General features: G+C 59.0%; 15 protein-coding genes and 2 pseudogenes. 4 read left to right on the forward strand and 13 right to left on the reverse strand.

Translation table 11 applies throughout. The features are described from left to right. Positions 1-11: 11 nt before the first annotated feature. The 4 genes from JDEN_RS08785 to JDEN_RS08800 all read left to right on the forward strand — a co-directional run bounded on the left by JDEN_RS08785 (position 12) and on the right by JDEN_RS08800 (position 2,954). On the forward strand, positions 12-365 hold the full coding sequence (locus JDEN_RS08785; RefSeq protein ID WP_015772015.1) for a hypothetical protein: 354 nt from the start codon (positions 12-14) through the stop codon (positions 363-365). Between the two features lie 71 nt (positions 366-436). Continuing rightward, a complete protein-coding gene (locus JDEN_RS08790; RefSeq protein ID WP_015772016.1) occupies positions 437-1,012 on the forward strand; it encodes a TetR/AcrR family transcriptional regulator in 576 nt (191 codons plus the stop codon). Positions 1,013-1,125: 113 nt separating this feature from the next. Continuing rightward, positions 1,126-2,268, forward strand: coding sequence for an ABC transporter permease (locus JDEN_RS08795; RefSeq protein ID WP_015772017.1), 1,143 nt, complete (start codon positions 1,126-1,128; stop codon positions 2,266-2,268). Beyond that, positions 2,265-2,954, forward strand: coding sequence for an ABC transporter ATP-binding protein (locus JDEN_RS08800; RefSeq protein WP_015772018.1), 690 nt, complete (start codon positions 2,265-2,267; stop codon positions 2,952-2,954). The genes JDEN_RS08795 and JDEN_RS08800 overlap by 4 nt, the downstream gene beginning before the upstream one ends. Positions 2,955-2,965: 11 nt before the next feature. On the opposite strand, the gene JDEN_RS13040 is transcribed toward JDEN_RS08800, so the two are convergent. The 13 genes and pseudogenes from JDEN_RS13040 to JDEN_RS08865 all read right to left on the reverse strand — a co-directional run bounded on the left by JDEN_RS13040 (position 2,966) and on the right by JDEN_RS08865 (position 23,373). Then, a complete protein-coding gene (locus tag JDEN_RS13040; RefSeq protein WP_226926566.1) occupies positions 2,966-3,562 on the reverse strand; it encodes a DUF6512 family protein in 597 nt (198 codons plus the stop codon). A 516-nt stretch (positions 3,563-4,078) separates the two neighbouring features. After that, positions 4,079-7,111 (reverse strand): TrlF family AAA-like ATPase, encoded by a 3,033-nt coding sequence (locus JDEN_RS08810; RefSeq protein WP_105597334.1) that lies wholly within the window; start codon positions 7,109-7,111, stop codon positions 4,079-4,081. Positions 7,112-7,262: 151 nt separating this feature from the next. Beyond that, positions 7,263-9,586 (reverse strand): annotated as a pseudogene (locus tag JDEN_RS13955) (ATP-dependent DNA helicase); the annotation flags it as partial. 158 nt (positions 9,587-9,744) lie between these two features. Beyond that, positions 9,745-10,212, reverse strand: a pseudogene (locus tag JDEN_RS14135) (DUF1819 family protein); the annotation flags it as partial. A 544-nt stretch (positions 10,213-10,756) separates the two neighbouring features. Then, positions 10,757-11,734, reverse strand: coding sequence for a class 1b ribonucleoside-diphosphate reductase subunit beta (nrdF, locus tag JDEN_RS08825; RefSeq protein ID WP_015772022.1), 978 nt, complete (start codon positions 11,732-11,734; stop codon positions 10,757-10,759). 17 nt (positions 11,735-11,751) lie between these two features. Beyond that, complete coding sequence (gene nrdE / locus JDEN_RS08830; RefSeq protein ID WP_015772023.1) at positions 11,752-13,869, reverse strand: class 1b ribonucleoside-diphosphate reductase subunit alpha; 2,118 nt, start codon at positions 13,867-13,869, stop codon at positions 11,752-11,754. A 115-nt stretch (positions 13,870-13,984) separates the two neighbouring features. Further along, entirely contained in the window at positions 13,985-14,227 is a 243-nt protein-coding gene (nrdH, locus tag JDEN_RS08835) for a glutaredoxin-like protein NrdH (protein WP_015772024.1), read from the reverse strand. A 530-nt stretch (positions 14,228-14,757) separates the two neighbouring features. Beyond that, positions 14,758-16,215, reverse strand: coding sequence for a GH1 family beta-glucosidase (locus tag JDEN_RS08840; RefSeq protein ID WP_015772025.1), 1,458 nt, complete (start codon positions 16,213-16,215; stop codon positions 14,758-14,760). Positions 16,216-16,374: 159 nt separating this feature from the next. After that, positions 16,375-17,262, reverse strand: a complete 888-nt coding sequence (locus JDEN_RS08845) for a LacI family DNA-binding transcriptional regulator (protein ID WP_015772026.1) — start codon at positions 17,260-17,262, stop codon at positions 16,375-16,377. Between the two features lie 94 nt (positions 17,263-17,356). After that, positions 17,357-19,999, reverse strand: coding sequence for a beta-mannosidase (locus JDEN_RS08850; protein ID WP_015772027.1), 2,643 nt, complete (start codon positions 19,997-19,999; stop codon positions 17,357-17,359). A 129-nt stretch (positions 20,000-20,128) separates the two neighbouring features. Continuing rightward, a complete protein-coding gene (locus tag JDEN_RS08855) occupies positions 20,129-20,950 on the reverse strand; it encodes a carbohydrate ABC transporter permease (RefSeq protein ID WP_015772028.1) in 822 nt (273 codons plus the stop codon). Then, positions 20,947-21,921, reverse strand: a complete 975-nt coding sequence (locus JDEN_RS08860; protein ID WP_015772029.1) for a carbohydrate ABC transporter permease — start codon at positions 21,919-21,921, stop codon at positions 20,947-20,949. Before JDEN_RS08860 ends, JDEN_RS08855 begins: the two co-directional genes overlap by 4 nt. Before the next feature lie 141 nt (positions 21,922-22,062). After that, positions 22,063-23,373, reverse strand: coding sequence for an ABC transporter substrate-binding protein (locus tag JDEN_RS08865; RefSeq protein WP_015772030.1), 1,311 nt, complete (start codon positions 23,371-23,373; stop codon positions 22,063-22,065). Positions 23,374-23,488: the final 115 nt, after the last annotated feature.

Consider the following 23,488-nt stretch of genomic DNA (forward strand, 5'->3'; position numbering starts at 1 on the left):
AAGATGAGTGCATGGAAATTCTCAAGAATGTTGTCCTTGCAGTGCACATCATCGGTGTCGTCGCACTTCTTGGCGGTGTCGTCTATCAAGTGAAGCCAATGCGGGAGCACACGGCTCGCGTGCTCCCGGCGATGATGCATGGTGCGTGGACGATGCTGGTAACGGGCATCGTGCTTGTCGGATTGCAGTATCCGCTGGGCAACGACGTGAATAACATGAAGATCAGCGCGAAGCTGCTGTTGCTTGTAGCGATCATTGTCATCGCTCTGATGAACAGGAAGAAGGAGTCGGTTGCGGCGTGGGTCTTGCCCACGATCGGCGTGCTCACCGTTGTCAACGTCCTCTTGGCGACGGTTTGGCGGTAGTGAGACCATAGGGCGACTACGCGCCGGATCAGCGTGCAGTCGCGATTCGAACGAAAGAAGATTGGTGACCAATGCCTAAGATCACCGCTCCCACCGTCGCCGAGCACCGCGCCTCGCAACGCGAAGCTCTCATAATTGCCGGCGAAAACATCCTGCGATCCGGTGGCTTGGCGAAGTTCTCGCCGACCAGTGTGAGCGAACGCGCTGGCATCGCACGTTCGAGCTTCTACGACTATTTTCCCTCCAAGGATGACCTCCTGGTCTCGATCGCCATCAGCGCAATGGAGCGCTGGGATGCCGAGATTGAAGAGGAGTTGCATGCCGTTGAGCCCGGGACTGCCGAGCTTCAGGCCTTCGTCGCTGCAACGATGCGCATGACTGCTGACGGCGAGCATGAGATTGCGGCGATCGTGAGAGAGGCCGATCTCACTCCGAGCAAGGTCGACGAGCTCATGGCCCTCCACGACGCGCTATTCAGGCCGGTGATCCGCGTACTCACCGGCCTCGGCATGGACTCCTCGCAAACCTCAATCATCCTCATCCACGGCGTCCTCAACGCTGGGGTCCAACTGGTCGCGCACGGCGTCGACCACGAGCAAGTTGCCGCCGACGTTTTTCGGCTCCTCACACAGGGGCTCATCACCTGAGTTGAGGAACTGCCTGCTGTGTGGTGCCGATTTGGCACAGCGGGATCGAGATGAAATACTTGCGACCGAAAGTTCCGACAGTGTGTCGGTAAAATCCCGATCAAAGGTCTCCCATGTTTCTTGCTCTGCGCGAGCTGCGTTTTGCGCGTGGCCGATTCGCGCTCATGGGTACAGTGATCGCACTGATCTCCGTGCTCGTCGTCCTCCTTTCCGGTCTCTCCTCCGGCCTCGTCAATGACGGTGTTTCCGGCCTCAAGGCCATGCCCGCGACGGCCTTCGCGTTTGACGAAGGCACAATGAAGGACAATGCCTTCAGCCGATCCGTCATCGACGATGAGCAACTCAAAACCTGGCAGAACGCCAATGATGTTGCCGCCGCCGAGCCGATGGGAGTCAACATCGTCAACGGCGTGACTGACGACGGAACCCAGATTGACTTGACGCTGTTCGGTGTCGAACCAGACGGTTTCCTCTCGCCTGCCGTGTCAACCGGTGAGCAACTTGGTGCAGTGGCGGGGATCATCGTCTCGGAGCCGCTGCGCGATGAGGGTGTCGAACTCGGTACGGTGGTGATTCTAGATCGGCTTGATCTTGAATTGACCGTGATCGGATTCACAGAGGGTCAGGCAACCTTCGGGCATGTCGACGTCGCTTACCTCCCGATCGATACCTGGCGCCTCATGGCCGCAGGGCTCGCAGAACCTGGAGCGCCGACTCCGGACCAGATCGACGAGATGGATTTTGGTTACGCGAGTGTCGTCGCGATCCTGACCGAGGAAGGCGCCAACATCGACTTTGCCACCATCGACGTGACAGCCGAGACGACCACGATGACCCTGACGGAGGCGTTCAATGCCTCCCCGGGGTACGAGGCGGAAACGCTGACATTGAGCATGATTCAGTTCTTCCTGTATGCCATCTGCGCGCTGGTGGTCGGAGCGTTCTTCATGGTCTGGACCATTCAGCGCAGCCACGACATTGCTGTCCTTCGCGCCATGGGAGCCTCCAGCCGTTACCTCGTGCGCGACAGCCTCACTCAGGCAGCGATCCTCCTCGTCGGCTTCACCGTGGTCGGCGTTGCGGCCGGGATCGGAATGGGCGCCGCAATGCCGGATGCCATGCCCTTCGATCTCGAGTTCGAGCCCATCGCCATCGCCTCCGGACTGACGATTCTGCTCGGCATGCTCGGCGCCACCATCGCCGTGCTACGCATCACCCGCATCGATCCGCTGCGCGCCCTGGGAGGGCAACGATGAACGACCACACGACTCCGAGCTTAGAAATCACTGACGTCGTCTTGGAACTCGGTGATGGTGAATCTCGGGTCAGGGCACTCGATGAAGTATCCCTCACGGTGATGCCCGGAGAGTTCGCCGCCATCGTCGGGCCCTCCGGGTCGGGCAAGTCCTCGCTGCTGGCGATCGCCGGGGCCATGGCGCGGCCTGACCGCGGCACGGTGCAAGTGCATGGCACCGACATCAGCAAACTCTCCAAGAGCGCAACAACCCGTTTCCGCCTCCGCAATATCGGCTTCGTCTTCCAGTCCGGAAATCTCATCCCGTCCCTGACCGCAGCAGACCAGTTGCGCCTCGCCGGTCGACTCGCCGGTGACCGGCATGTGGATGTCGAAACACTCCTCGGCTCTGTGGGGATGGCCCATCGCGCTAAGCATCGCCCGGGCCAACTGTCCGGCGGTGAGCGTCAGCGGGTCGGCATCGCCCGCGCACTCGTCAACACACCCAGCCTGCTCCTCGTCGACGAGCCCACTGCCGCACTTGACCGCCGACGCGGCCACGAGGTCGTGGCATTACTCGCCGACCGCGCGCACAACGCCAACGTCGCCGTGGTCATGGTCACACACGATCGCGAGGTACTAGAACATTGTGACCGTATCTTCGAGATGGTCGACGGGCGCTTGGGAGCTCACGCTCTCGTGAACTGACGATTTGATTCCTACGATGCGCTGGAGTCTGACCCGATATCCGGGTGTGCGTGCATTCCATACTTCTGGGTAATCGGGTCGATGAAGACGTCAGGCTCCTGTGGCGGCCGCAAAGTGAACCGAAGAAATGCGGCGATCAGCCCTGCGAGAAATAGCGCCGCCAAAACGATGGTGACTGATGTCGCCGCCAACTGCTCCAACACCACGATAAAAAGTGTCTGTGCAAGGGCGATGATTACGAAGAATATGCCGATATCCAACCAAAGAACATTGCGTTTCGTGATCATCTTGTAGAGAAACACCAACCCCACCATGCTGATCGGCAGCGAATAGAGTGCGATAGTCGCTGCCGGGATGAAGGCTGGGTACTGATAACCACCGGCCGCAAACAAAATGACCTGAAGGAGCATCGTCGGCCAGATCGCGATCTTGATGTGCTCCCAATAGCTTTCATTGACTGCGCTGAAAATCGCGGCCCACCGATTGTGCCCCGTCCAATCGAACGCAAAGTGGAGCAGGCTGCCAACAATGCCCAGCGGAAAGATCATCCACCAGCTCAAGACGGTGATGCTCTCCAACGTCATGAACAAGCTGACGGCGATGCACACAAAGGGCCACCTACCCGCCGGTCAGTGTGCTCTGCGAAGGGACGGACTCGTGACGCTTCACCGTCGGCATAGTTGTTTACATGAACTATGAATTGAGCGTTGGTCTCCATGCGAGACCTCCTGTAGGTTGCAGCGGGGTCGAGCCTATTTTTCGGCCAGGGCCCCCAGAGAAAGTTTCCCAGAACTCCCAATACTGGTCGCGGGCCGCGTAGTTACGCGGATTCTCAAGGGTTGCAGTGGTGCCGTGCCCTCTGCGTGCCACTCGTGAAATATGGGCGCTTCGCGTGCTGTTGCGAGACCGTGGCACTTAGCGTAAGGCTAATCGCGATCTGCTCAACCAGCAACAAAAATCCTCGCTCGGCGGCGAACTCTTCTCGACTCCCAGCAACCCGGCAGATTGACGCACATCCGCGAGTCCTCTCCGTTTGGATCCCTATAGGTGATCTCTGGCGCCGCGTGTGCAGCTGCCATTACAAAATGGATGGCGAGGACCTGCGGTGGTCTCGTGGGCGACCATCAGACGAGAGACAGGAATGCCTCATATTTGTGCCGACGATTATCAAAGGCGGGCTTCGCCCCTTCCAGAATATTTAGTGCAAACTTCGCCACGTCTAGTTCGGCGATACTACCGCTGCTCACGGTGAACCGTTGATCCTGCACCTGGCAATGAACGATCTGGTCCGCATCCCCCACAATCGCGAGGTTCGCATTGTGTGTAACGACAATTGTCTGCCGCCTGCCGGCAGCCTCGTGGATCGCGGGAACCAACTTCGACGCGATGGTTTCATTGTCGAGGTTCTCTTCCGGTTGGTCCAAGAGAAGAGGCGTCATTCTACGATCGACGACTAGGTAGAAGAGCGCTAGCACCAAGCCACGCTGCCCTGGCGACAGCTGCGACAACGGTTGTCCGTCGCCAGTCAGGCCAAACCGAACTTCGAGCCAAGACAGATCGAACATGCTCATCAGAAATGCCTCGAGTGTTGTGCTGTTTCGAAGCGCGCTTGACGGGTTCCTCAATTCGCCGTCTTGTTCGCCCCGCTCGCGCTCAAGGCGACTCAACGCCTCTGCTAGTTGTGCTGAGAGTTGCTCCCATGAGGTATCTTCAAGACGTTGTGGAAGGTCCGTGAGCCAATCCGTGAAGTCACCGTTTCGACGACCATCAAGTCCAGATGACACGCTCTTCCACGTAGACAGGAGACGAAGCTCTGCATTGAACTCAAGCCCAGCGTTCTTCACTACCTCCGACTGAGCGATGAAGTGAGACGCCGGTGCATACAGACTCTCAACAGCTCGGAGCTGACTATCCAGTGCCCGGTAGATGTTCTCTGAACGCTCGATGATCTCGGCGCGAAGCGCGTCCACCCTTGCGGGTGTTTCATCAATACGTTTGAGCAAAGCCGCGAGGCCCGCATGCGACTCTTCATCGCTTTCGTCACCAAGCAGAGCAGCAACGCGCTCTTCAGACTGTAGTACGCGTTGGCGTGCCCTCTCACGGGCGCTGTCTGCAGCAGAAAGTGCGTCTGTATTCTCGCGTCGAGCTTGCTCCAGCGCTTGAAGCTCCCGACCAAGCACTTCGGAAGCAGACTTGAGATCCGCGAGCAGCGCTTCGCTGGCCGCTCGCCAGGAGTCGTAGCGTGAACTGTTTACTGTCAAGTGCAGGAAAGGTTCCCCAGTTACAACCCCACGCAGAACCTCTTCCGCCTGGCGATTAAGTTCGGCAACATCAGAACGGATAACTTCTGCCTTGTGCGCGAGGACTTCCATGGCAGCAAGCTGTTGCTTCACCTGTGCTTGCTGATGATCGTTGCTGCTACGTTTGGTGAGCCATCCGGATCGCGTTTCCTCGATTTCCTCCGACTGTTGCCTCAGTGCCGCAAGCTCGCCATCATCCCTGCTCTCCGCGTCAATCTGAGCTAGCAAGGCTTTAGCAGCATCGACATCCGCTTTCGCAGTATTGACTTCCGACTCTTTGAGAGCAAGCCGCCCTTGAACCTCCGTGGACTTGTTGTTCGCTCGGAAGTCTGTCACAGCCACGTATTGACGAACCACTGCTCGAAGCTCGTCTCTGAGCCTCCTGATGTCCGTTTGTGACGACTGCGTCTTTTGAGCGAGAAGCGCATCGAAGGTCTTCTCCCCGGCCCTGTCACTCTCAGGAATGTGGGTGAAGAGCACCGTCCTAAGCTCGCGCTCAAACTCATCGGAGTCATCCGTCTCAGGATCTAGATTACAGACACGCTCTACAAACATCTGGGGCAGATATTCAACCGAAACCGGCACCGCATGGTCGTGAGATTGATCGAGTGGGACCTTGCGTGATGCTCCGGTGGCCCAGACGAGTTCCGTGCTGTACTGCCGTGCGCTCTTCTGGTTTGACGTGCTGAGGAAGCGAGTTGGACTCAAAAACGCGAACTCATTATTCCTCGACGAGTTCCCGCCCAATGCAATGCAATCAAGGAACGCAGACTTCCCCTGCCCCTTGTTGCCAACGACAGCAACAAAGCCGGAGTTGAGCGGAAGGTCATGGTTGAAGAGGTCAAACTCTTGCTTCCCGGAGCTGATTCGAACTCTCTCGATGAACCGCTCTGGATTTCTCCGAATCCGGCTAAGGGCCGGTGGTTCAAGCCCTACGTAAACGCGGCGATCAAACTCTTCAATAGCGTAGGCAAGCCCCGCGAGTGTCGGCGTTGTGTTGATCCAGGTCTGACATTCACCGAGTCGCATGCTCTGGTCCGAATCGGCGAAGTAGTGTGCGTCGCTGCAATCTAGAACTTTGTGGGTGACCTGGCTCTCCCTAAGCATCTGCACATCACTAGCCCACCGGGCGGTGTCTTCGTAGGCGGTGAAGACGAAGTGCGACGAATTGATCACGTTCTTCTTGGCAGCGATCGACTGATCATTCCACTTGATATTCCGCCATTCAGTCTTGCCGATACCGACCAGCGTCCTGCCCTTGAAGTTCGGTCCGTCAAGAATGCCCTGCACGTCTTCGAGCCGAACGTTTATGTTGTTGAATCCCTCAATCAGATCGGACCCGTACCTCGACTTCTCGCTTTCAGGCACAGTCTTTTTGATCTTGGATCCGAGGTCGGCAAGCGAATCCTTGGTGATGACAGCTTGCCACTTTAGCCCTGCGTGAAGTGGTGAGAGGTTAATCTTTGGTTGTAGCGCGCCGATGAACTGAGCTTGGATAAAGTCGGCGTCAAGCTCAGGGTCAAAGACAACATGGAGGTTGACTCTGAACAAGTCCCCGGCCGTGCCTCCGAACTGGTCGAGTCGCATCTCAATCACCGGGAAGATGGCTTCGATATTCTGAAGCCTGCCGCGCCTCTTGGCATCAAGAACACGCTTGTACCCGTCCAGGAACCAGTAGTCGTTAATGCCGATGACGCTGATGTCCGGTGGCAGCGCCTCCAGTTCCCCAATGAAACGATCCCAGATGTGATCCGTGTCTGCACCGTAATGCTGAACAAGCGAGGAAGGCGTATGAATGTGCAAATCCCAGATACGCCACGCCGTTCCACGTGAACGCTCTGCTTCTGTTCCGACCAACACTGTCCTTCCAACCGACTCGGGGCGTCGGCCAACAAGAAAGGACAGACGCTACAAGCTCATACCGCACAGAGTATCGACCACCAACGACCAATGTTCCGGGGCTCGCCGAAAGACCCGGCGACTCGACACCTTGCACGCTCGGTCGCAGTCAGAGTAACCGGCTCGACAAGTTGCGCTCGTTCGACTTGCGGTGAGAACGCCCGCCTTGACCCGCGTTGTTGGTGCGGAGGATCTCACCTAGTGCTGCTTCAGCCCGAGCGCGATCGACCTGCTGCCTGGTGTTCTCTGCCTGGGCGCCAAGGGGAATCGGCGCTTCGATCGCATAGCGATCTCGATACGCGGCTATCGTGAGGGCCGCCCGGCTCCAAAGCTCCGCGTACGAATCTCCCGCACGTAGCGCACGAAGCACCACGATCCAGTCGGCAACGTCGACGATTGCCTTTTCGAGCACAACACCGGCACGCTGTTCGATCAACTCGCGACGTTCGTCGAGAGCGCAGCGCATTTCTTCGCTCATCGCACCAATTGCTTCGGGGATGAGACCGGCGATCAGCCTGGGGATCGATCGCCCGCGACTCGACCCTGCAAACCTAGCTGTAGCCGCAGTAACTCGATGTCGCAGAACCGCCGCCACGTCGTCGGCATCGTCGAATCCGCGTGCGCGCACGAGCCTTGGGAGGAGAGTCTCAACATCGTGATTGTTGGCTTCGGCCCGCCTCAGTTCGGCAGTCAGCGATCCGAATGCATCTGAGTCGATGGCCGCCTCCGCTTGTGCGTCACTCAGCCCGGAGGCACGTATTAGGGATGCCCATCGGTCCCGCTGCGCGGCAGCCGCAATCGTCTCGTACTCCGCGGCAAGCTGGGCGATAGTCCCCCAGGTCTCTTGCTCTGCCGCAAGGGTCTCGTGCGCAGACAGCTCAGCACCCACACGCTGGAGCACACCACTCAGCACGCTCTGCGCGGTGGCTTCATCGTTGTCACCGGGATGCGGCCCGGAATGGGAGTCATCGGGCCTATCAACGGCGACATAGGCGATGTTCGCCTCGCGGCCTCGGGTCATCGCAACGTAGAGGCTCTCGCGCGTCAGCGAGGTATCGACAAGTACGTGCGCGGTGTCGGTGGTGAGGCCCTGTGCTCGGAATGAGGTAACGGCGTATCCGAGATCGACGTGCTCGGAAACATAGCCAGCGGGTAACAGCAGGCTGGCGCCCCGATTGCGACCTTCGCGTCGCACAAGCACAGACCCGTCGATACGGACATCGAGAACCCGCCACCGGTCACCGTTGCGCACCCAGCTCCCACCCGACCGAAGCCGACGATCATTCCTGCGCGTGATGACGATGTCACCGCTCGCCGCTTGTGTGCCGTCATGTAGGTCGGCCTCGCGCGGTCCACACACCACACCATCGAGGATCAAGTCTGTCCGCGCGCGAGTGTTGAGCATGGTGACCGATTCGTTCGAATCCGCTACGAGCTCGGTCGTACGCCCAGCACGTTGGTCGGTCCGCCATGCGGCGTACGCAGCCTCAGTCATCGCTTCGGTGTCACCTCGACGATGCGGTCATGCTCCGCGTAGGTTTCGAGCACTTCAGAGCGACCGTGGCGAAGATCGAGGGAGGCACGCTTCTCCCACTCGTGTATAAAGCGGTGCACGTCGACGAGTTCGGCGACGTCATCACGGTCGTTTGTGAGGAGTCCGAACGCGCCGCCTGCGTCCACCGCTTGGAGCTGGGCGTAGTCGCCGACGAGCAGGACCTTTGCTCCGGCATCCGCGGCGAGCCGCGTAATGCGGTCGAGTGACAGCGTTCCGGCAAGGGATGCCTCGTCAATGATCACGAGTTGCTTCGCACTGAACGTTTCGCCCGTTTGGAGGTGTGTCTGCCACCACTTCGCAGTGTTTTCCGACGCGATCCCGAGGTCCTCGCCGAGCACCTGAGCAGCTCCGGAAGATGGCGCGAGACCCACGACGGAGCCACGCCCGTGTTCGCGCTCCCACGCACGCCGGAGCGCGTACATCGCAGTCGTCTTCCCAGCGCCAGCGGGGCCGACAAGCACATCAACGACGCGCCCTGACACTGCGATCGCTGACAGCGCGGACGCTTGATCGGGTCCGAGCATCCGCCGCTCACTGTCGGACTTCCGCGAAACACGCTCGATTGTCGCCAGCGGGATCGTGGGAGCTGTCGTAGTGCGCGAGAGCTGCAGCAACCGGTCCTCGGCATCAAGTAGCTCTTCGGAGGAGAAGACCGTGGAGTTCTTCGGCCGAAACACCGACGACTCATCGGCTCATCGGAAGACAGCGGGACTGGATGCTAGCTCGGGCGGCGTCAGTCTGAACGATTCGGCCTCAGCCGCATCCACAACCATCCCGATCACTGCCTCACGGTCACGCGTGCTCGCAAAGCGATACCCCATCGTTTGCCGCGCCGCTTCGGCTGTAAGGTTCCACCGCCGCCAGGTGGCGCGCTTCTTGGCCTGCGCGACGTCAAGCGCCCACGACGGGTCATAGTCGTAGATGAAGTGGGCGACCTCATTGCCGAGGCCCTCCATCCTGAGAAACCGTTCGCTGCTAAGGACCTTGAAGAGGTGATCCTCTTGCTGGGCCAGCGTGGGTTTGGTTTGCATTGGCATCAGACCGTCCTCGTCGGGAAGAAGCGGAGGTCGCTTGGCACGCGCTCAGTGAGGCAGTCAGTCACTCGAGCAGAGAGAAGCACCGGCTCGATGGCGCCCTGTTTGGTCACAAGACCTGCCTCGACCATCATCTTGAACAGCACCTGCCGAAGCTTCTTGTAGGACAGGTCTGTGACGTCGTCCAGTTCGTCATGCCACATCGCCTTGGCCCGATAGAAGGTGTCATAGTCCTCGTACGACACGGTGCCTGCCAAGGTGAGAAAACGCTCATGGAGCACCTCCTCAGCAAACTCTCCAATGAGTTCGTACCGGCGACATGCTGCAGCCCACATCAAATGGCCGCGCTCGGTGGCCGTGACATCGGCGAGGATCTCAAGTTCACGGTCGGAGAGCGCCGACAGACGGTTGACGGTCTCACGGACACGCCGGACACCCGTGCTGTAAGTTCTGGCCTGTAGGAGGTTCTCCTCAACTGCGGTGTCTCAGACCTTTGCCCAGTCGCGAAGTTTGCCGTATACGGGCGCCAATATGGCGGCCTCCCGTGCAAGGAGACCACCAGTAGTGAACGACAGCGAGTAACAACCACCTGTGCTGTGTGGCACTGAGCCTCCTTTCGAAAATGTGCAATAGATCAAGGTATGAGTGGCCGCCGACATTGATGTCCGTGGCGGCGTGTTACCCGGGTAGTTTGGACGGCGTGACTTACTCAGGTGCGAGCGCACCGTCTCGGTGGACCCAGTCGTTGACGTCACTCGTTGGGAACTCCCGAAGTCGCCTCAACAATATCGTACGGAACTGGGCAGAGACCCTCATCGCGCCCACACATTTTGACCTCCTCTCTACTCCGGTGGACACAAACAGTCACAGACCAGGACACTGCACGTGGCGGCTCCTGGTCTTGGGTACCCAGGCAGCATCACACAGCCTGCGCATGAAAAGGCCCGTACCCGCAACAACACGCGGGTACGGGCCTTTATCAACCGTTTTCAGGACCGAGCTAGATCAAGGGGATCAGAAGTCCCAGTCCTCGTCTTCGGTGTTGACGGCTTTCCCAATGACGTAGGAGGAGCCAGAACCGGAGAAGAAGTCGTGGTTTTCGTCGGCGTTGGGTGACAGCGCTGACAAGATCGCTGGGTTGACGTCTGTTTCGTCCTTGGGGAACAGTGCTTCGTACCCAAGGTTGAGTAGTGCTTTGTTCGCGTTGTAACGCAGGAACTTCTTCACGTCCTCGGTGAGGCCGACACCGTCATACAGTGACTCGGTGTACGCCACCTCGTTGTCATACAGTTCGTACAGCAGGTCGAACGTGTATGCCTTGAGTTCTTCACGGCGTTCCGGGGTGACCGCTTCCAACCCTTTTTGGTATTTGTAACCAATGTAGTAGCCGTGGACTGCCTCGTCACGGATGATGAGGCGGATCAGGTCAGCTGTGTTTGTCAGCTTCGCCCGTGAGGACCAGTACATGGGCAGGTAGAACCCGGAGTAGAAGAGGAAGGACTCAAGCAGTGTTGAGGCAACCTTCCGTTTCAACGGGTCATCACCACGGTAGTACTCGAGGATGATCTCTGCTTTGCGTTGCAGGTGGGGGTTTTCTTCCGACCACCGGAACGCTTCGTCGATCTCTGGGGTGGAGATCAGGGTGGAGAAGATCGTTGAGTACGACTTGGCGTGCACAGACTCCATGAACGCAATGTTCGTGAGGACCGCTTCCTCGTGTGGGGTCAGTGCGTCAGGGATAAGGGACACCGCGCCCACAGTCCCTTGGATGGTGTCGAGCAGGGTCAACCCGGTGAACACACGGGTGGTGAGTTCTTGTTCTTGTGGGGTCAGGGTCGCCCAGGACTGGATGTCGTTGGATACGGGGACCTTTTCGGGGACCCAGAAGTTCCCGACGAGCCGGTCCCACACCTCAAGGTCTTTGTCATCCTCGATGCGGTTCCAGTTAATGGCCGTGACACGGTCAATCAGCTTGATTTTTCCGGTAGACACTTGTCTCTCCTTGGTGGTTACAGCATGCAGGAGACGCAGCCTTCGACCTCTGTTCCGGTGAGGGCGAGTTGGCGGAGTCGGATGTAGTACAGAGTTTTGATGCCCTTGCGCCACGCGTAAATTTGGGCACGGTTCACGTCACGGGTGGTCGCGGTGTCCTTGAAGAACAACGTCAAAGACAGGCCTTGGTCAACGTGCTCGGTGGCTGCCGCGTACGTGTCGACGATCTTTTCGTAGCCGATTTCGTAGGCGTCTTGGTAGTACTCGAGGTTCTCGTTGGTCATGTACGGCGCTGGGTAGTACACGCGCCCGATTTTGCCTTCCTTGCGGATCTCAATTTTGGAGACAATCGGGTGGATTGAGGACGTCGAGTTGTTGATGTAGGAGATCGACCCGGTGGGGGGAACCGCCTGGAGGTTCTGGTTGTAAATCCCGTGTTCCATGACGGACTTTTTCAGTTCACGCCAGTCGTCTTGGGTGGGGATGGCGATCCCGAACTTCTCGAACAGGTCTTTGACACGTTGGGTTGTTGGTTCCCACACTCGGTTGGTGTACTTGTCAAAGTATTCACCGGACGCGTAGGTGGAGTCTTCGAAGCCACCAAAGGCGCGCCCCCGCTCAATGGCGAGTTGGTTGGAGGCTTTGATGGCGTGGTAGGCCACCGCGTAGAAGTAGATCGAGGTGAAGTCGATTCCTTCTTCTGACCCGTAATGGATGTGTTCGCGGGCAAGGAACCCATGGAGGTTCATTTGCCCTAAACCAATGGCGTGGCCTAGTTCGTTGCCGTGCCGGATGGAGGGCACCGAGTCGATGGAGGTTTGATCCGATACCGCGGTCAGTGCGCGGATTGCGGTGTCAACCGTGGCCCCCAGGTTTCCCCCGTCCATTGCTTTGGCAATGTTCAGTGAGCCGAGGTTGCAGGAAATGTCCCGCCCGATTTCCTTGTACGACAGGTCATCGTTGTAGGTCGAGGGGGTGGAGACCTGAAGGATTTCTGAGCAGAGGTTCGAGTGCGTGATCTTGCCCTTGATGGGGTTGGATTTGTTCACGGTGTCTTCGAACATGACGTACGGGTAACCAGATTCAAACTGCAGTTCCGCGATGGTTTGGAAGAAGTCGCGGGCTTTGATTTTGGTTTTCCGGATGCGACCGTCGTCGACCATCTCGTGGTACAGCTCGGAGACGTTGACATCAGCAAACGGTTTGCCGTAAATGCGTTCCACATCGTAAGGCGAGAACAGGTACATGTCCTCGTTCTTTTTCGCGAGCTCAAAGGTGATGTCGGGGATGACCACACCAATGGACAGGGTTTTGATGCGAACTTTTTCGTCGGCGTTTTCGCGTTTGGTGTCCAGGAACCGCATGATGTCGGGGTGGTGGGCGTGCAGGTACACAGCACCGGCCCCTTGACGTGCACCGAGTTGGTTTGCGTAAGAGAAGGAGTCTTCCAGGAGTTTCATGACCGGGATGACACCGGACGACTGGTTTTCGATCTTCTTAATGGGGGCACCAAATTCGCGGAGGTTGGACAGCAGCAGCGCAACCCCTCCCCCGCGTTTGGACAGTTGAAGCGCGGAGTTGACGCCTCGGGCGATGGACTCCATGTTGTCTTCGATGCGCAGCAGGAAGCAGGACACGGGTTCGCCGCGTTGTTTTTTCCCGGAGTTTAAGAAGGTGGGGGTTGCGGGTTGGAAACGCCCGGAGATGATCTCGTCAACGAGTTGAAGAGCGAGGGTTTCGTCGCCGTCGGCGAGGGTGAGCGCAACCATGCAGACGCGGTCTTCGAAGCGTTCGAGGTAGCGTTTTCCGTCGAATGTTTTCAGGGTGTAGGACGTGTAGTACTTGAACGCGCCCAGGAAGGTTTCAAACCGGAATTTCATTGCGTAGGCTGCGTCGAATAGCCGGGTGATGAACTCACGGCTGTAGGTGTTCAGGACGCTGGCTTCGTAGTAGTCGTTCTCCACGAGGTAGTCGAGTTTTTCCTCGAGGCTGTGGAAGAACACCGTGTTTTGGTTGACGTGTTGGAGGAAGTACTGCCGGGCCGCTTCACGGTCTTTGTCGAACTGGATCTCTCCGTTGGGTCCGTAGAGGTTCAGCATCGCGTTGAGCGCGTGGTAGTCCAGTTGGTCAGTCATGTCAGGGGCGGCGAGTGTCGTTGCCAAGGTGCTCTCGATCCTTCACAGGGGCGGCGTTGGAGGGCGCGGGGTTTCCGTTGCCTGGGGTGGCCATCAGGCCAGTGTGGGGTGCCGCTTAGGCGGTCACGGACACGCGTGCTGCGAGTGCGGCGATGCGGTCGGGGCGGAATCCTGCCCAGTGCTCGTCGCCGGCCATGACGACGGGTGCTTGCATGTAGCCCAGCTGCCGAACCATATCCATGGCTTCGGGGTCTTGGGTGAGGTCAATGACCGTGTACTCAACACCCTTTTTGTCCAGTGCGCGGTAGGTTGCGTCGCACTGCACGCATGAGGGCTTGCTGTAAACGGTAACGCTCATGGGTGTTACTCCTCATCTGTGGGGGTGCTGGGCGGGGCCGGTCTGTGACCGGGTGTCGGCACCATGTCGTGTTCTTTAGGGGTGATGTGGCGCTGTCATTGTGGTTTTTCGTCCACGCGGGGTGGGCGGTGAACCGTGGCGCCGATCATGTTCAACCACTATACCTAGTGTTTGATTCCGCGCCGACCACAATACCTAGCGTTTTGTTGTCGCTCTCCCCACATGCGCTCAGCTTGCTTGTGGATGAGCCTGTGGGCTATATCGAGGTGTCTGTAAAACCGTGGTGTGCCGGTTGTGGGAAACCTCAACTGTGAGTGTGTCACACCCCTCTGACACGACAGGGAAGTCCACGTTTATGGGGGCTTCTCCCCATCGGTGGATGGTGGGGGTGGTGGGTTTCGTCAGTTTGGTGGTTGCCCGCTGCCTGTGGGAAAAGTTATCCACAGGCAGTGGATAACTGCCCCGCACCGTGGGTGCGGGGCAGTCGGGTGAAACTCGACACGCATCACTGTTCGGCGTGTCGCGGCGGGTCATTCCTGCGCTTGGGGTTCCCCTGTGTAGTCCCAGTCGGTCACACCAGGCAGCGTGGTCCCTGTGGCGACAGCCCGGTACCAGAATGCCGAGTCTTTCCAGGTGCGTTCAAGGGTTTCGTAGTCGACGCGGATGATGCCAAAGCGGCGGTCGTACCCCCAGCCCCATTCGAAGTTATCGAGAAGTGACCACGCGAAGTAGCCGCGCACATCAACCCCGGCGTCGCGCGCATCGAGAACCGCAGCAATGTGGTCGTGGAGGTAGGCAACCCGCTCGTTGTCGTGGATGCGGCCATCGGGGGCGACCTCGTCGGGGAAGGCAGCGCCGTTTTCGGTCACCATGAGTGGCTGGTTGGGGTAGCGATCGCGCAAAGACACGAGAAGTTCGGTCATCCCGGCCGGGTCAATGTTCCAGCCCATTGCGGTGTATGGGCCAGGCATCTGGACCCACTCAACGTCGTCGGCGCCAACCCAAGGGGAATGGCTGGAATTCCCGTGACCGTCGTTGTCAGAACCGCCTTGGCCTGAGGTTGCTTCTCGGACCATCCCGGTGGAGTAGTAGTTCACGCCAAGGATGTCCAGAGGAATGCGAATGAGGTCGGTGTCACCCTCGTGGATGAATGACCAGTCGGTGAGGTCCGCAGTATCGGCGAGGACATCGTGGGGGTAGCGACCGTCCAGCAGTGGTTCGAGGAAGACCCGGTTGGCAAGCCCATCGATCCGCCGGTGGGCGTCTTGGTCGCCGGGGTTGTCTGGGTTGTGCATGCGGGTGACGTGCAGGTTGAGGGTGATGGAGACTCGGGTGTTCTCCCCGAGTTCTTCGCGGATTGCCCGGCCTGCCAGTCCGTGGGCGAGGTTCAGGTGGTGGACAGCTTTGAGTGCTGCCACAGGATCGGTACGGCCAGGCGCGTGGACTCCCGATGCGTACCCAAGGTACGCGGAGCACCAGGGTTCGTTGAGAGTGGTCCACACATCGATGTCGGTGCCGAGTTCTTGAGCCATGCGGCGCGCGTAGTCGGCGAACCGGTAGGCGGTGTCACGGTTGGTCCAGCCGCCTTGGTCTTCAAGTTCTTGGGGCAGGTCCCAGTGGTAGAGGGTGACCACCGGTTTGATTCCGGCGGCTTTCAGCCCGGCGACGAGGTTGGTGTAGAACGCGATGCCTTCTGCGTTGAATGGACCGCTTCCTCCGGGTTGGACGCGGGGCCAGGAGATGGAGAAACGGTAGGCGTCGAGTCCGAGGGCTGACATGTGGGTGATGTCTTCGCTCCACCGGTGGTAGTGGTCGTCGGCGATGTCGCCGGTGTCGCCGTTGAGGGTTTTTCCGGGGGTGTGGCTGTAGGTGTCCCAGATGGAGGGGCCGCGCCCGCCTTCGCGGGCGGCCCCTTCGATTTGGTAGGCAGCTGTGGCGGATCCCCAGGTGAAGTCGGCGGGCAGTGGGCGGGGTGCGGCGTGATTCACGATGCGCTCCTTGCGTGGGACGGTGGGGCGGCGTCGCCCCGGGGTGTGTGCGGGTTGCTGTCCGTGCGGTGGGAACGTTCCCACCGTTCCCGCCCAGCATATCGAATCGATTCGATTCATGGAAGGGGACGTCAGGAAACACCGCATTCCCCTCCCCCGTTACTGGGGTACGCGGGTTGACCCCCGAGCGTTCAATGTCGCAGTCATCAACGTCGGCGCGCCCACGTCACCGGTCTTCAAAGAAGTGACCAGTGACCGTGCAGCCTGCTGGCCCATCGCAAAAATGTCCAAGGTCGCCGTGGTCAACGGGGGCTCTGTCAGTCGGCACAAGGGCGAATCATCCCACCCCACAATTGCCACGTCATCAGGTACCTTCTTCCCGGCCGAACGCACCGCATGTAAACCAGCGACCGCCATCACATCGTTGTCAAAAATCAACGCAGTGGGGGGCGGGTCTGACGCTAACGCCTCAGTGGTGAGCAGTTCCCCACTCGTATCCGAATAATCCCCCTCGAAGGTGAGTACACGGATCCCACGCTGGCGGGCTAACACATCCAACACCTCACACCGCTGCTGCGTGTGCGCGTACTGGGCAGGACCAGTGATGTGCGCGATCTTTCGATGCCCACCCTCAGCAAGGTGAGAAAACACCGCCGTCATGGCAGCAGCGTCATTTGCGGTGACTGAGGGAAACTCCGGGGGACCAGACCACTGGCCCACCAACACAGCCGGGATCCCCAACTCATGCAACAGGTGCGGACGCGGATCATTCGCGTGAATGTTGACAACCAGAACAGCATCCACCATGCCCATCGACGCCCACCGCCGGTACGTCTCACATTCGGCGTCGACATCCTCCACCACAGCCAGGAGAACCGACACCCCCAACGGAGTAAGCTCAGACTCCACCCCAGCGATAAACTCCATAAAAAATGGTTCCACCGTGACCATCCGGCGCGGGGCGGTACGGATCAACCCAATTGCCCCCTGAGGAAACAACGCCGCATCTGACGCGCCACTATCGAGGTGCCCTACCGTGTTCACCACTACTGTCCTTTTGTTGCACCGGTGTCGTCATGACCACATTACCTGCGCGTGCGCGAGCTCCCCACCCACTCGTCCCGCGCACACGCAGGTAGCTTTATGAGATACGCATCAGGTCATTCACTGACCGGACAATGAACCGCGCCTGCTCACCATGCGCAAGGCGATCCGCCACCTGGAGTGCCGACAGCCGGGTCCACACTGTGAAGGTGTGGCTCTCCCCCGCTTGGATGGTGACCAACTGGTCATCCACGCTGGCCTGAGGGTCGAGCCGGTCCACGAGGAGCGCCACATCCACAGCAAGACTGTGAGCAGAAAGCGTCACGTGAACCGGGCTCGCCCCGGTATCCGTGGTGCCGCGCGCGACCACGGAGTCTGAACCAGGAGACACCTGCGCCACGGTGACCGCCTGGGAATCAAGGGACAAATTTTTCAACTCAGTGAAGTAGTGGAACGTGCGCACATCCCCCACCGACACCACAACGTAACTGGCCTCAGGTGACGCAGGGTGACGCACATCGTCAGGCAGTGGGAACGACTCCACACTGCGAGCCGCAACCCGAACCGGCTGGCTCACCGAGGCAAGAGCGGTGCCATCGAGAGACCGAAGCTCGCAGGTTGCCTCCCCGTCCCACACGTGCGCGGTGTCATTGACCACATACACCGTGGGAGTACCCAACGCGTCGCGCCCGGCTGGCAGATCCTCACCAAACCCGGCACCCAACGCGGTAGCAACAGCACCTTCACCACCGCCCACCACATCGCTCACAGGTTTGACCGTGATCAAGCGCGGCGCAAACGCATGAGCCAACCCGTAGTACAACGGTTTGTTGCGGCCATGAGAGTCAATAGCCGCCCATGACGTCACCGGCCAGCAGTCATTGAGCTGCCACACGATAGCACCGGCGGTGTAGGGCCACCGGGACCGGAAATGCTCCACGCCAAACGCAACAGAGTGTGCCTGAGACAATTGTGTCGCCCAATTCCAGTCCGCAAAATCCGTGGGGAGCGGCAGGTGGGGGGCAAGCCCACGGTCTAGTTTCGCGTTCCCGTCCTCGGCTTTTTGGTGGAGGAGGAACTCGTCACTGTCCTTATGCAGGTTCTCCGGTGCAACAGCGTGCGTGAGAGTCGTCCACGTGGGTGGCCCTTGGTGCCCAAACTCAGAACAGAACCGGGGAACGTAGTCGAGGTGGGTGAGGTAGTCCTGACGGTTCCACACCTCCCACTCATGCCGGGTCCCGTGACGCTGATCATTAGGGTGAACCGCGGTCACCCCTGATTCCAGTTCGGCAGTGAAACCCGGTGAATACGGGCTTCCGTCACAGTAGACGCGGGTCGGGTCAATGTCCGCGAGCAGTCGAGGGAACAGGTCAGAGTAGTAGCCCAACCCCCATGATTTGCCAGCGAGTTCTTCTTGCCACCCCCAGTCCATGAAGCCCCACAGGTTTTCGTTTCCGCCGTTCCAGACCGCGAGCGCCGGGTAGGGGGTGAGGCGGGCGATGTTGTCGCGGGCTTCGGCTTCGAGTTGTGACCAGAAGGGTTCTTCTTCGGGGTAGGCGGCGCAGGCGAGGAGGAAGTCTTGCCATACGAGGATGCCGTGTTCGGAGCAGAGGTCGTAGAAGTCGTCGGTTTCGTAGATGCCGCCACCCCAGACGCGTAGGAGGTTCATGTTGGCGTCGCGTGCTTGGGTGATGCGGGTGTTGAGTTGGTCGCGGGTGATGCGGGTGAGGAGGTGGTCGTCTGGGATCCAGTTGGCTCCGCGGATGAAGATGGGTTGCCCGTTGATGGTGAGGGTGAAGGGTGTGCCGTGCTCGTCGGGGGTCGTGTGGGCTTCGATGGTGCGAAAGCCGACGCGTTTGGTGGTGGTGAAGCGGGTGTCACCGGCGCTGGTGAGGGTCAGGGTGGTGTCGCACAGGGGTTGGTCCCCGTATCCTGCTGGCCACCACACCGGTGCGTTGGGGATGTCGAGGATGACCGATGCGCGGTCTTGGTTGGGTGTGACGGTGATGGTTGTGGTGTGGGCGGGTTTGTTGGGTTCGGTGGTGAGGGTGAGGGTGAGTTCGGCGGGTTCGGTGGCGTCGGGGGCCCAGTGGAGTTGGACGGTGGCGGTGACGTGTCCGGTGCCGTGGTCGTCGAGGGTGGTGATGATGGTGGGGGTGTGTGCGCGCACGTGACTCCACCGGTGGAGGGTGACGGGTTTCCAGAGTCCGGCGGTTTGGAGGTCTGGCCCCCAGTCCCACCCGAAGGAGCAGGCCATTTTGCGGACCATGTTGAAGGGGTTGTCGTAGGCGCGGGGGCGGTCACCGAGGGTGGTGATGTGCTCGCGGGCGCGGGCGAGCGCTGAGGTGAAGTCGACGGTCAGGGTGGTGGCGGTGGTGATGTGGTCGGTGACGTCGAAGCTGTAGGTGCGGTGTTGGTTTTCGGTGTCAGCGATGTGGGTGTTGTTGACGTAGACGGAGGCGACGGTGTCGATGCCTTCGCAGATCAGTTCGAAGCGTTCCCCTGGTTGGGGTGGGTCAAGGGTGAGGGTGGTGTCGTAGCGCCAGGAGCAGTGTTTCATCCATTCGAGGGATACCTCGTTCATGTGGAGGTAGGGGTCGTCGATGAGGCCTGCGGCGAGGAGGTCGGTGTGGACGGTGCCGGGGACAGTGGCGGGCACGGCGGTGAGGTCGAGGTGGGTAGGTGCGGGTCCGTCGAGGAGGTGAAGGGTCCAGTGGGTGGGTACGGATGAGGTGGTCATCGGGTACTCCTTTCGGCACGTGTGTGGGCAGGGTGTGTGGTGGTCTGCCTGGTGGGGGGGGCGGGGGTGCGTGGTGTGTGGGGTTCTGGTGGTGGGCGTTTGCGGTGAGGTCGCGCCCACCACCAGGGGTTATTTGGTGGCCCCTGAGGTGAGCCCGTTGTAGATGTACCGCTGGAGGAAGAGGAAGAGCAGCAGGGTGGGGATGAGCACGATGATGACGCCGGCTGAGATCACTTCCCATTGCGCTCCAAAGGGGCCTTTGAAGCGGAAGAGTGAGGTGGAGATGACCCCGAGGTCGCGTGAGGGCATGTAGAGGAACGGGATGTAGAACTCGTTGTAGATCGCGATGCCTTTGATGATGACGACGGTGGCGATCGCGGGTTTGAGCAGTGGCAGGATGATGCGCCCGTAGATGGTGAGGTGGTTGGCGCCGTCGAGAACTGCGGCTTCGTCGAGGGATTTGTCGATTGAACGCATGAACTGGACAAAGATGTAGATGGATACGATGTCTGTTCCCATGAAGAGCAGCATGACTGCGGCGCGCGTGTTGTACAGCCCAAGGGAGTTGATGACTTGGAAGGTCGCGACCTGTGTGGTCACAGCGGGGACCAGCGTGGCCAGGAGGAAGCCCCCAAGGACGAGGGTGCGTCCGCGGAACCGGAAGCGGTCAATGGCGTAGGCGGCCATGGTTCCGATGATGATTGTGCCGGTGATCGCAACGGCCAAAATGATGACTGTGTTGACGAATCCTTGAACCATCTGGCCTTTGGTGAACGCGGTGACAAAGTTGTCGAGGTTGAAGGATTGTGGCACGTCAAAGGGGCCGGTGTCGCGGAACTCTTGTTTGGTTTTGAACGCGGCCATGAAGATCACGCCGATCGGTAGGAGCGTGACAAGGCATGCAACGATCAGGGAGAAATACTTCAGGGTTGTTGCGGTGATCTGTTTCATGACTGGTTCACCTTTTCCTCTGGAACAAGCCGTTTTTGGATCCATGTCACCACGAGAACAATGGCGAGGAGGACGACCGCCATAGCGGAGGCTTGACCAACCTTGTTGAACTTAAAGGCCGTGTCTACGGTCTTGATGACGAACGTTTCAGTTCCGTTGGCGCCACCTGTCATGACGAACGGGATTTCGAAGACTGACAGCGACCCGGAGATCGCGAGGATGAAGGACAGACCGATGATGGGGCGAATGGAGGGGGCAATGATGTAGAGGAACTGGTGCCATTTATTGGCGCCATCGATCTCTGCAGCTTCGTAAATTTCCCCGGGAATGGATTGGATGGCGCCGAGGAAGAGGACGAAGTTCAATCCGGTGTAGCGCCACACGGAGGTGGCTGCCAGCGAGTAGTTCGCGATGTCTCTGTTTCCGAGCCAGTGTTGGGTGTGCTCGCCCAGCCCAAGGATGCCCATGAGTGCATCTAGGGTGCCGTCGGGGCGGAAGAAGTACAAGAAGATGAAGCCGATTGCGACACCGTTAATGAGGTAGGGGAAAAACAACACGCCTTTGAAGAAGTTCTTGAACCGGGTGTTGAAGCTCAAGATGGTTGCGAAGTACAGGGCGATCCCCATTTGCACAAAGGATGCAAAGAAGTAGTAGAGCGAGACTTTAAAGACAGCGAAGTACTCCGGTTTGGTGAAGACGGTGATGAAGTTGTCTGCACCCACAAACTCTTTGGTTTTTGCCAGCCCATCCCAGTCGGTGACCGAGTACCAAAACATGTTTATGACGGGGTAGTAGGTCAGTGCGAGCAGGAGTACCACGGGAACCAGGAGGAACAGGTACGGTGTTCCTGACCAGCCCCAGCCGCTTTTCTTCGTGCGACGGGTGTTTGTGGGTTTCCCCGGTGTCGCATCGCTTGTTGATAAGGTCTTCGCCACGCGCGTGGGCGTGCCACCTTCGGTATGTGTTGCCATGATGTCCTCAAAGTGATGCCGTCACGTGCAGGTGCAGGTCACGGTGAAACGACGCACTAGGCGCTTGCGAGGCGTGGGGCGTGGGGGAAGCACCGTTGGCTTCCCCCACGCAACACTCACGTCGTTGAGTGTGAGGGTGGGTTAGCCGCCCATGACCTCTGCTCGTGCTGCTTTCCAGCGGGCGTTGAGATCAGCAAAGATGTCTTCTTTGGTTTCGTCGCCTTGACCGCGGGCCGCATCAACGATGCGCTTACGGTACATGTCTTGCCACAAGCCGATTTCTGCGGTGTTGTCGATCTCGTCGATGAGACCTTCTTTCCCTTCTGGGGCAGGGTACTGTTCGACGTACTGCACTCCAGCAAGAGTGAAGTCTTCCAACACTTTGGGTTCCACGGAGTCTTTCAGTGGGGATAGCCCACCTTGGGTTTCTGCGTAACCGGAGTGGTTGTTGAACCAGTCAATCCACTGGCGTGCTTCTTCTTTGTGCTTGGAGTGTTTGTTGATTGCAAGGTTGTAGTCGCCACCCACGGACGCGTAGAACGTTCCGTCCTTTTGGTGCGGGAACGGCATGTACCCGATGTCTGTCCCTTCACCACCATTGTCGATTGCTGCTTGTTGCATTTGGACGATCGCCCAGGAGCCAAGAACCATGGTGGCCACATCGCCAGTGGCGATGAGGTCTTTGGACAGTTCCCAGTCAGTTGTGGTGGGGTCTTCTTCAACGAGTCCTTCAGCGACCACGTCATAGAGCAGTGAGTCGATCACGTAGTGGTCAGAACCTTCAACCCATGGGTTGTCTGTCTCTAGAAGTGAGTTGACATAGTTGGGGTCAGCGGAAATTTCACCACGGTGCGCTTCCCATTGGGTGAGAGTCCACCCGGCCGCATAGTTGGTGTACATCGGGGTGGTGTCAGTGTTGTCTTTGATGGTTTTGAGCGCCTCAATGAACTCCTCCGGAGTTGTGGGGTAGTCACTCAACCCTGCTTCTTGCCACACGTTGCGGTTGTAGACGATCCCTTGGGTGTTCCCCACCACAGGGATGCCGTACACCGTGCCCTGGTAGGCCTTTTCCCGAACGAACCGGTAGTCCTCTTCGATTTCTTCCACTGTTCCCAGTGGTTCAAAGAAATCCTGCAGTTGGGCAGGTTGCACGGTGCCAACGATGCCCAGCACGTCACCGTAGTTCTCGGTGGACATACGTGTTTTGACTTCACCTTCATAGTCGGTGATGCCTTCAAACTCGACCGTGATGTCCGGGTAGGTTTCGTTGAAACGGTCGGCGTATTCATCAAATGTACCGTCCTCAACGAGGTCGGTGCGCCAGGTGAGCACTTTCAGTGTAACCTCGCCGTCGGCTCCTTCGCCGGACGAGTCAGATGAGCAGGCAGTGAGTGCCAGCAAGGATGCCGCTGCCGTGAGGGCGGCGACCTTTCGCGCTGTGCGAGGGAACATCGTTGATCCTCTCCTTGGTCAACACGGCGGTCGTGTTGATGATCATGGTGTGCGAGTGGGGGTGATTCGCGTCTCCCCTTGCAACATTCTTAAGCAAGTGAATAAAGTAAGTCAA

This window comes from Jonesia denitrificans DSM 20603 (assembly GCF_000024065.1).
Taxonomy (GTDB): domain Bacteria; phylum Actinomycetota; class Actinomycetes; order Actinomycetales; family Cellulomonadaceae; genus Jonesia; species Jonesia denitrificans.

Coding starts and splice junctions, on each gene's coding strand:
- JDEN_RS08790 (WP_015772016.1), top strand. CDS start 437: ATGCCTAAGATCACCGCTCCCACCGTCGCCGAGCACCGCGCCTCGCAA.
- JDEN_RS08800 (WP_015772018.1), top strand. CDS start 2,265: ATGAACGACCACACGACTCCGAGCTTAGAAATCACTGACGTCGTCTTG.
- JDEN_RS08865 (WP_015772030.1), bottom strand. CDS start 23,373: ATGTTCCCTCGCACAGCGCGAAAGGTCGCCGCCCTCACGGCAGCGGCA.
- JDEN_RS08855 (WP_015772028.1), bottom strand. CDS start 20,950: ATGAAACAGATCACCGCAACAACCCTGAAGTATTTCTCCCTGATCGTT.
- JDEN_RS08850 (WP_015772027.1), bottom strand. CDS start 19,999: ATGACCACCTCATCCGTACCCACCCACTGGACCCTTCACCTCCTCGAC.
- nrdH (WP_015772024.1), bottom strand. CDS start 14,227: ATGAGCGTTACCGTTTACAGCAAGCCCTCATGCGTGCAGTGCGACGCA.
- nrdE (WP_015772023.1), bottom strand. CDS start 13,869: ATGACTGACCAACTGGACTACCACGCGCTCAACGCGATGCTGAACCTC.
- JDEN_RS08785 (WP_015772015.1), top strand. CDS start 12: ATGGAAATTCTCAAGAATGTTGTCCTTGCAGTGCACATCATCGGTGTC.
- JDEN_RS08860 (WP_015772029.1), bottom strand. CDS start 21,921: ATGGCAACACATACCGAAGGTGGCACGCCCACGCGCGTGGCGAAGACC.
- JDEN_RS08795 (WP_015772017.1), top strand. CDS start 1,126: ATGTTTCTTGCTCTGCGCGAGCTGCGTTTTGCGCGTGGCCGATTCGCG.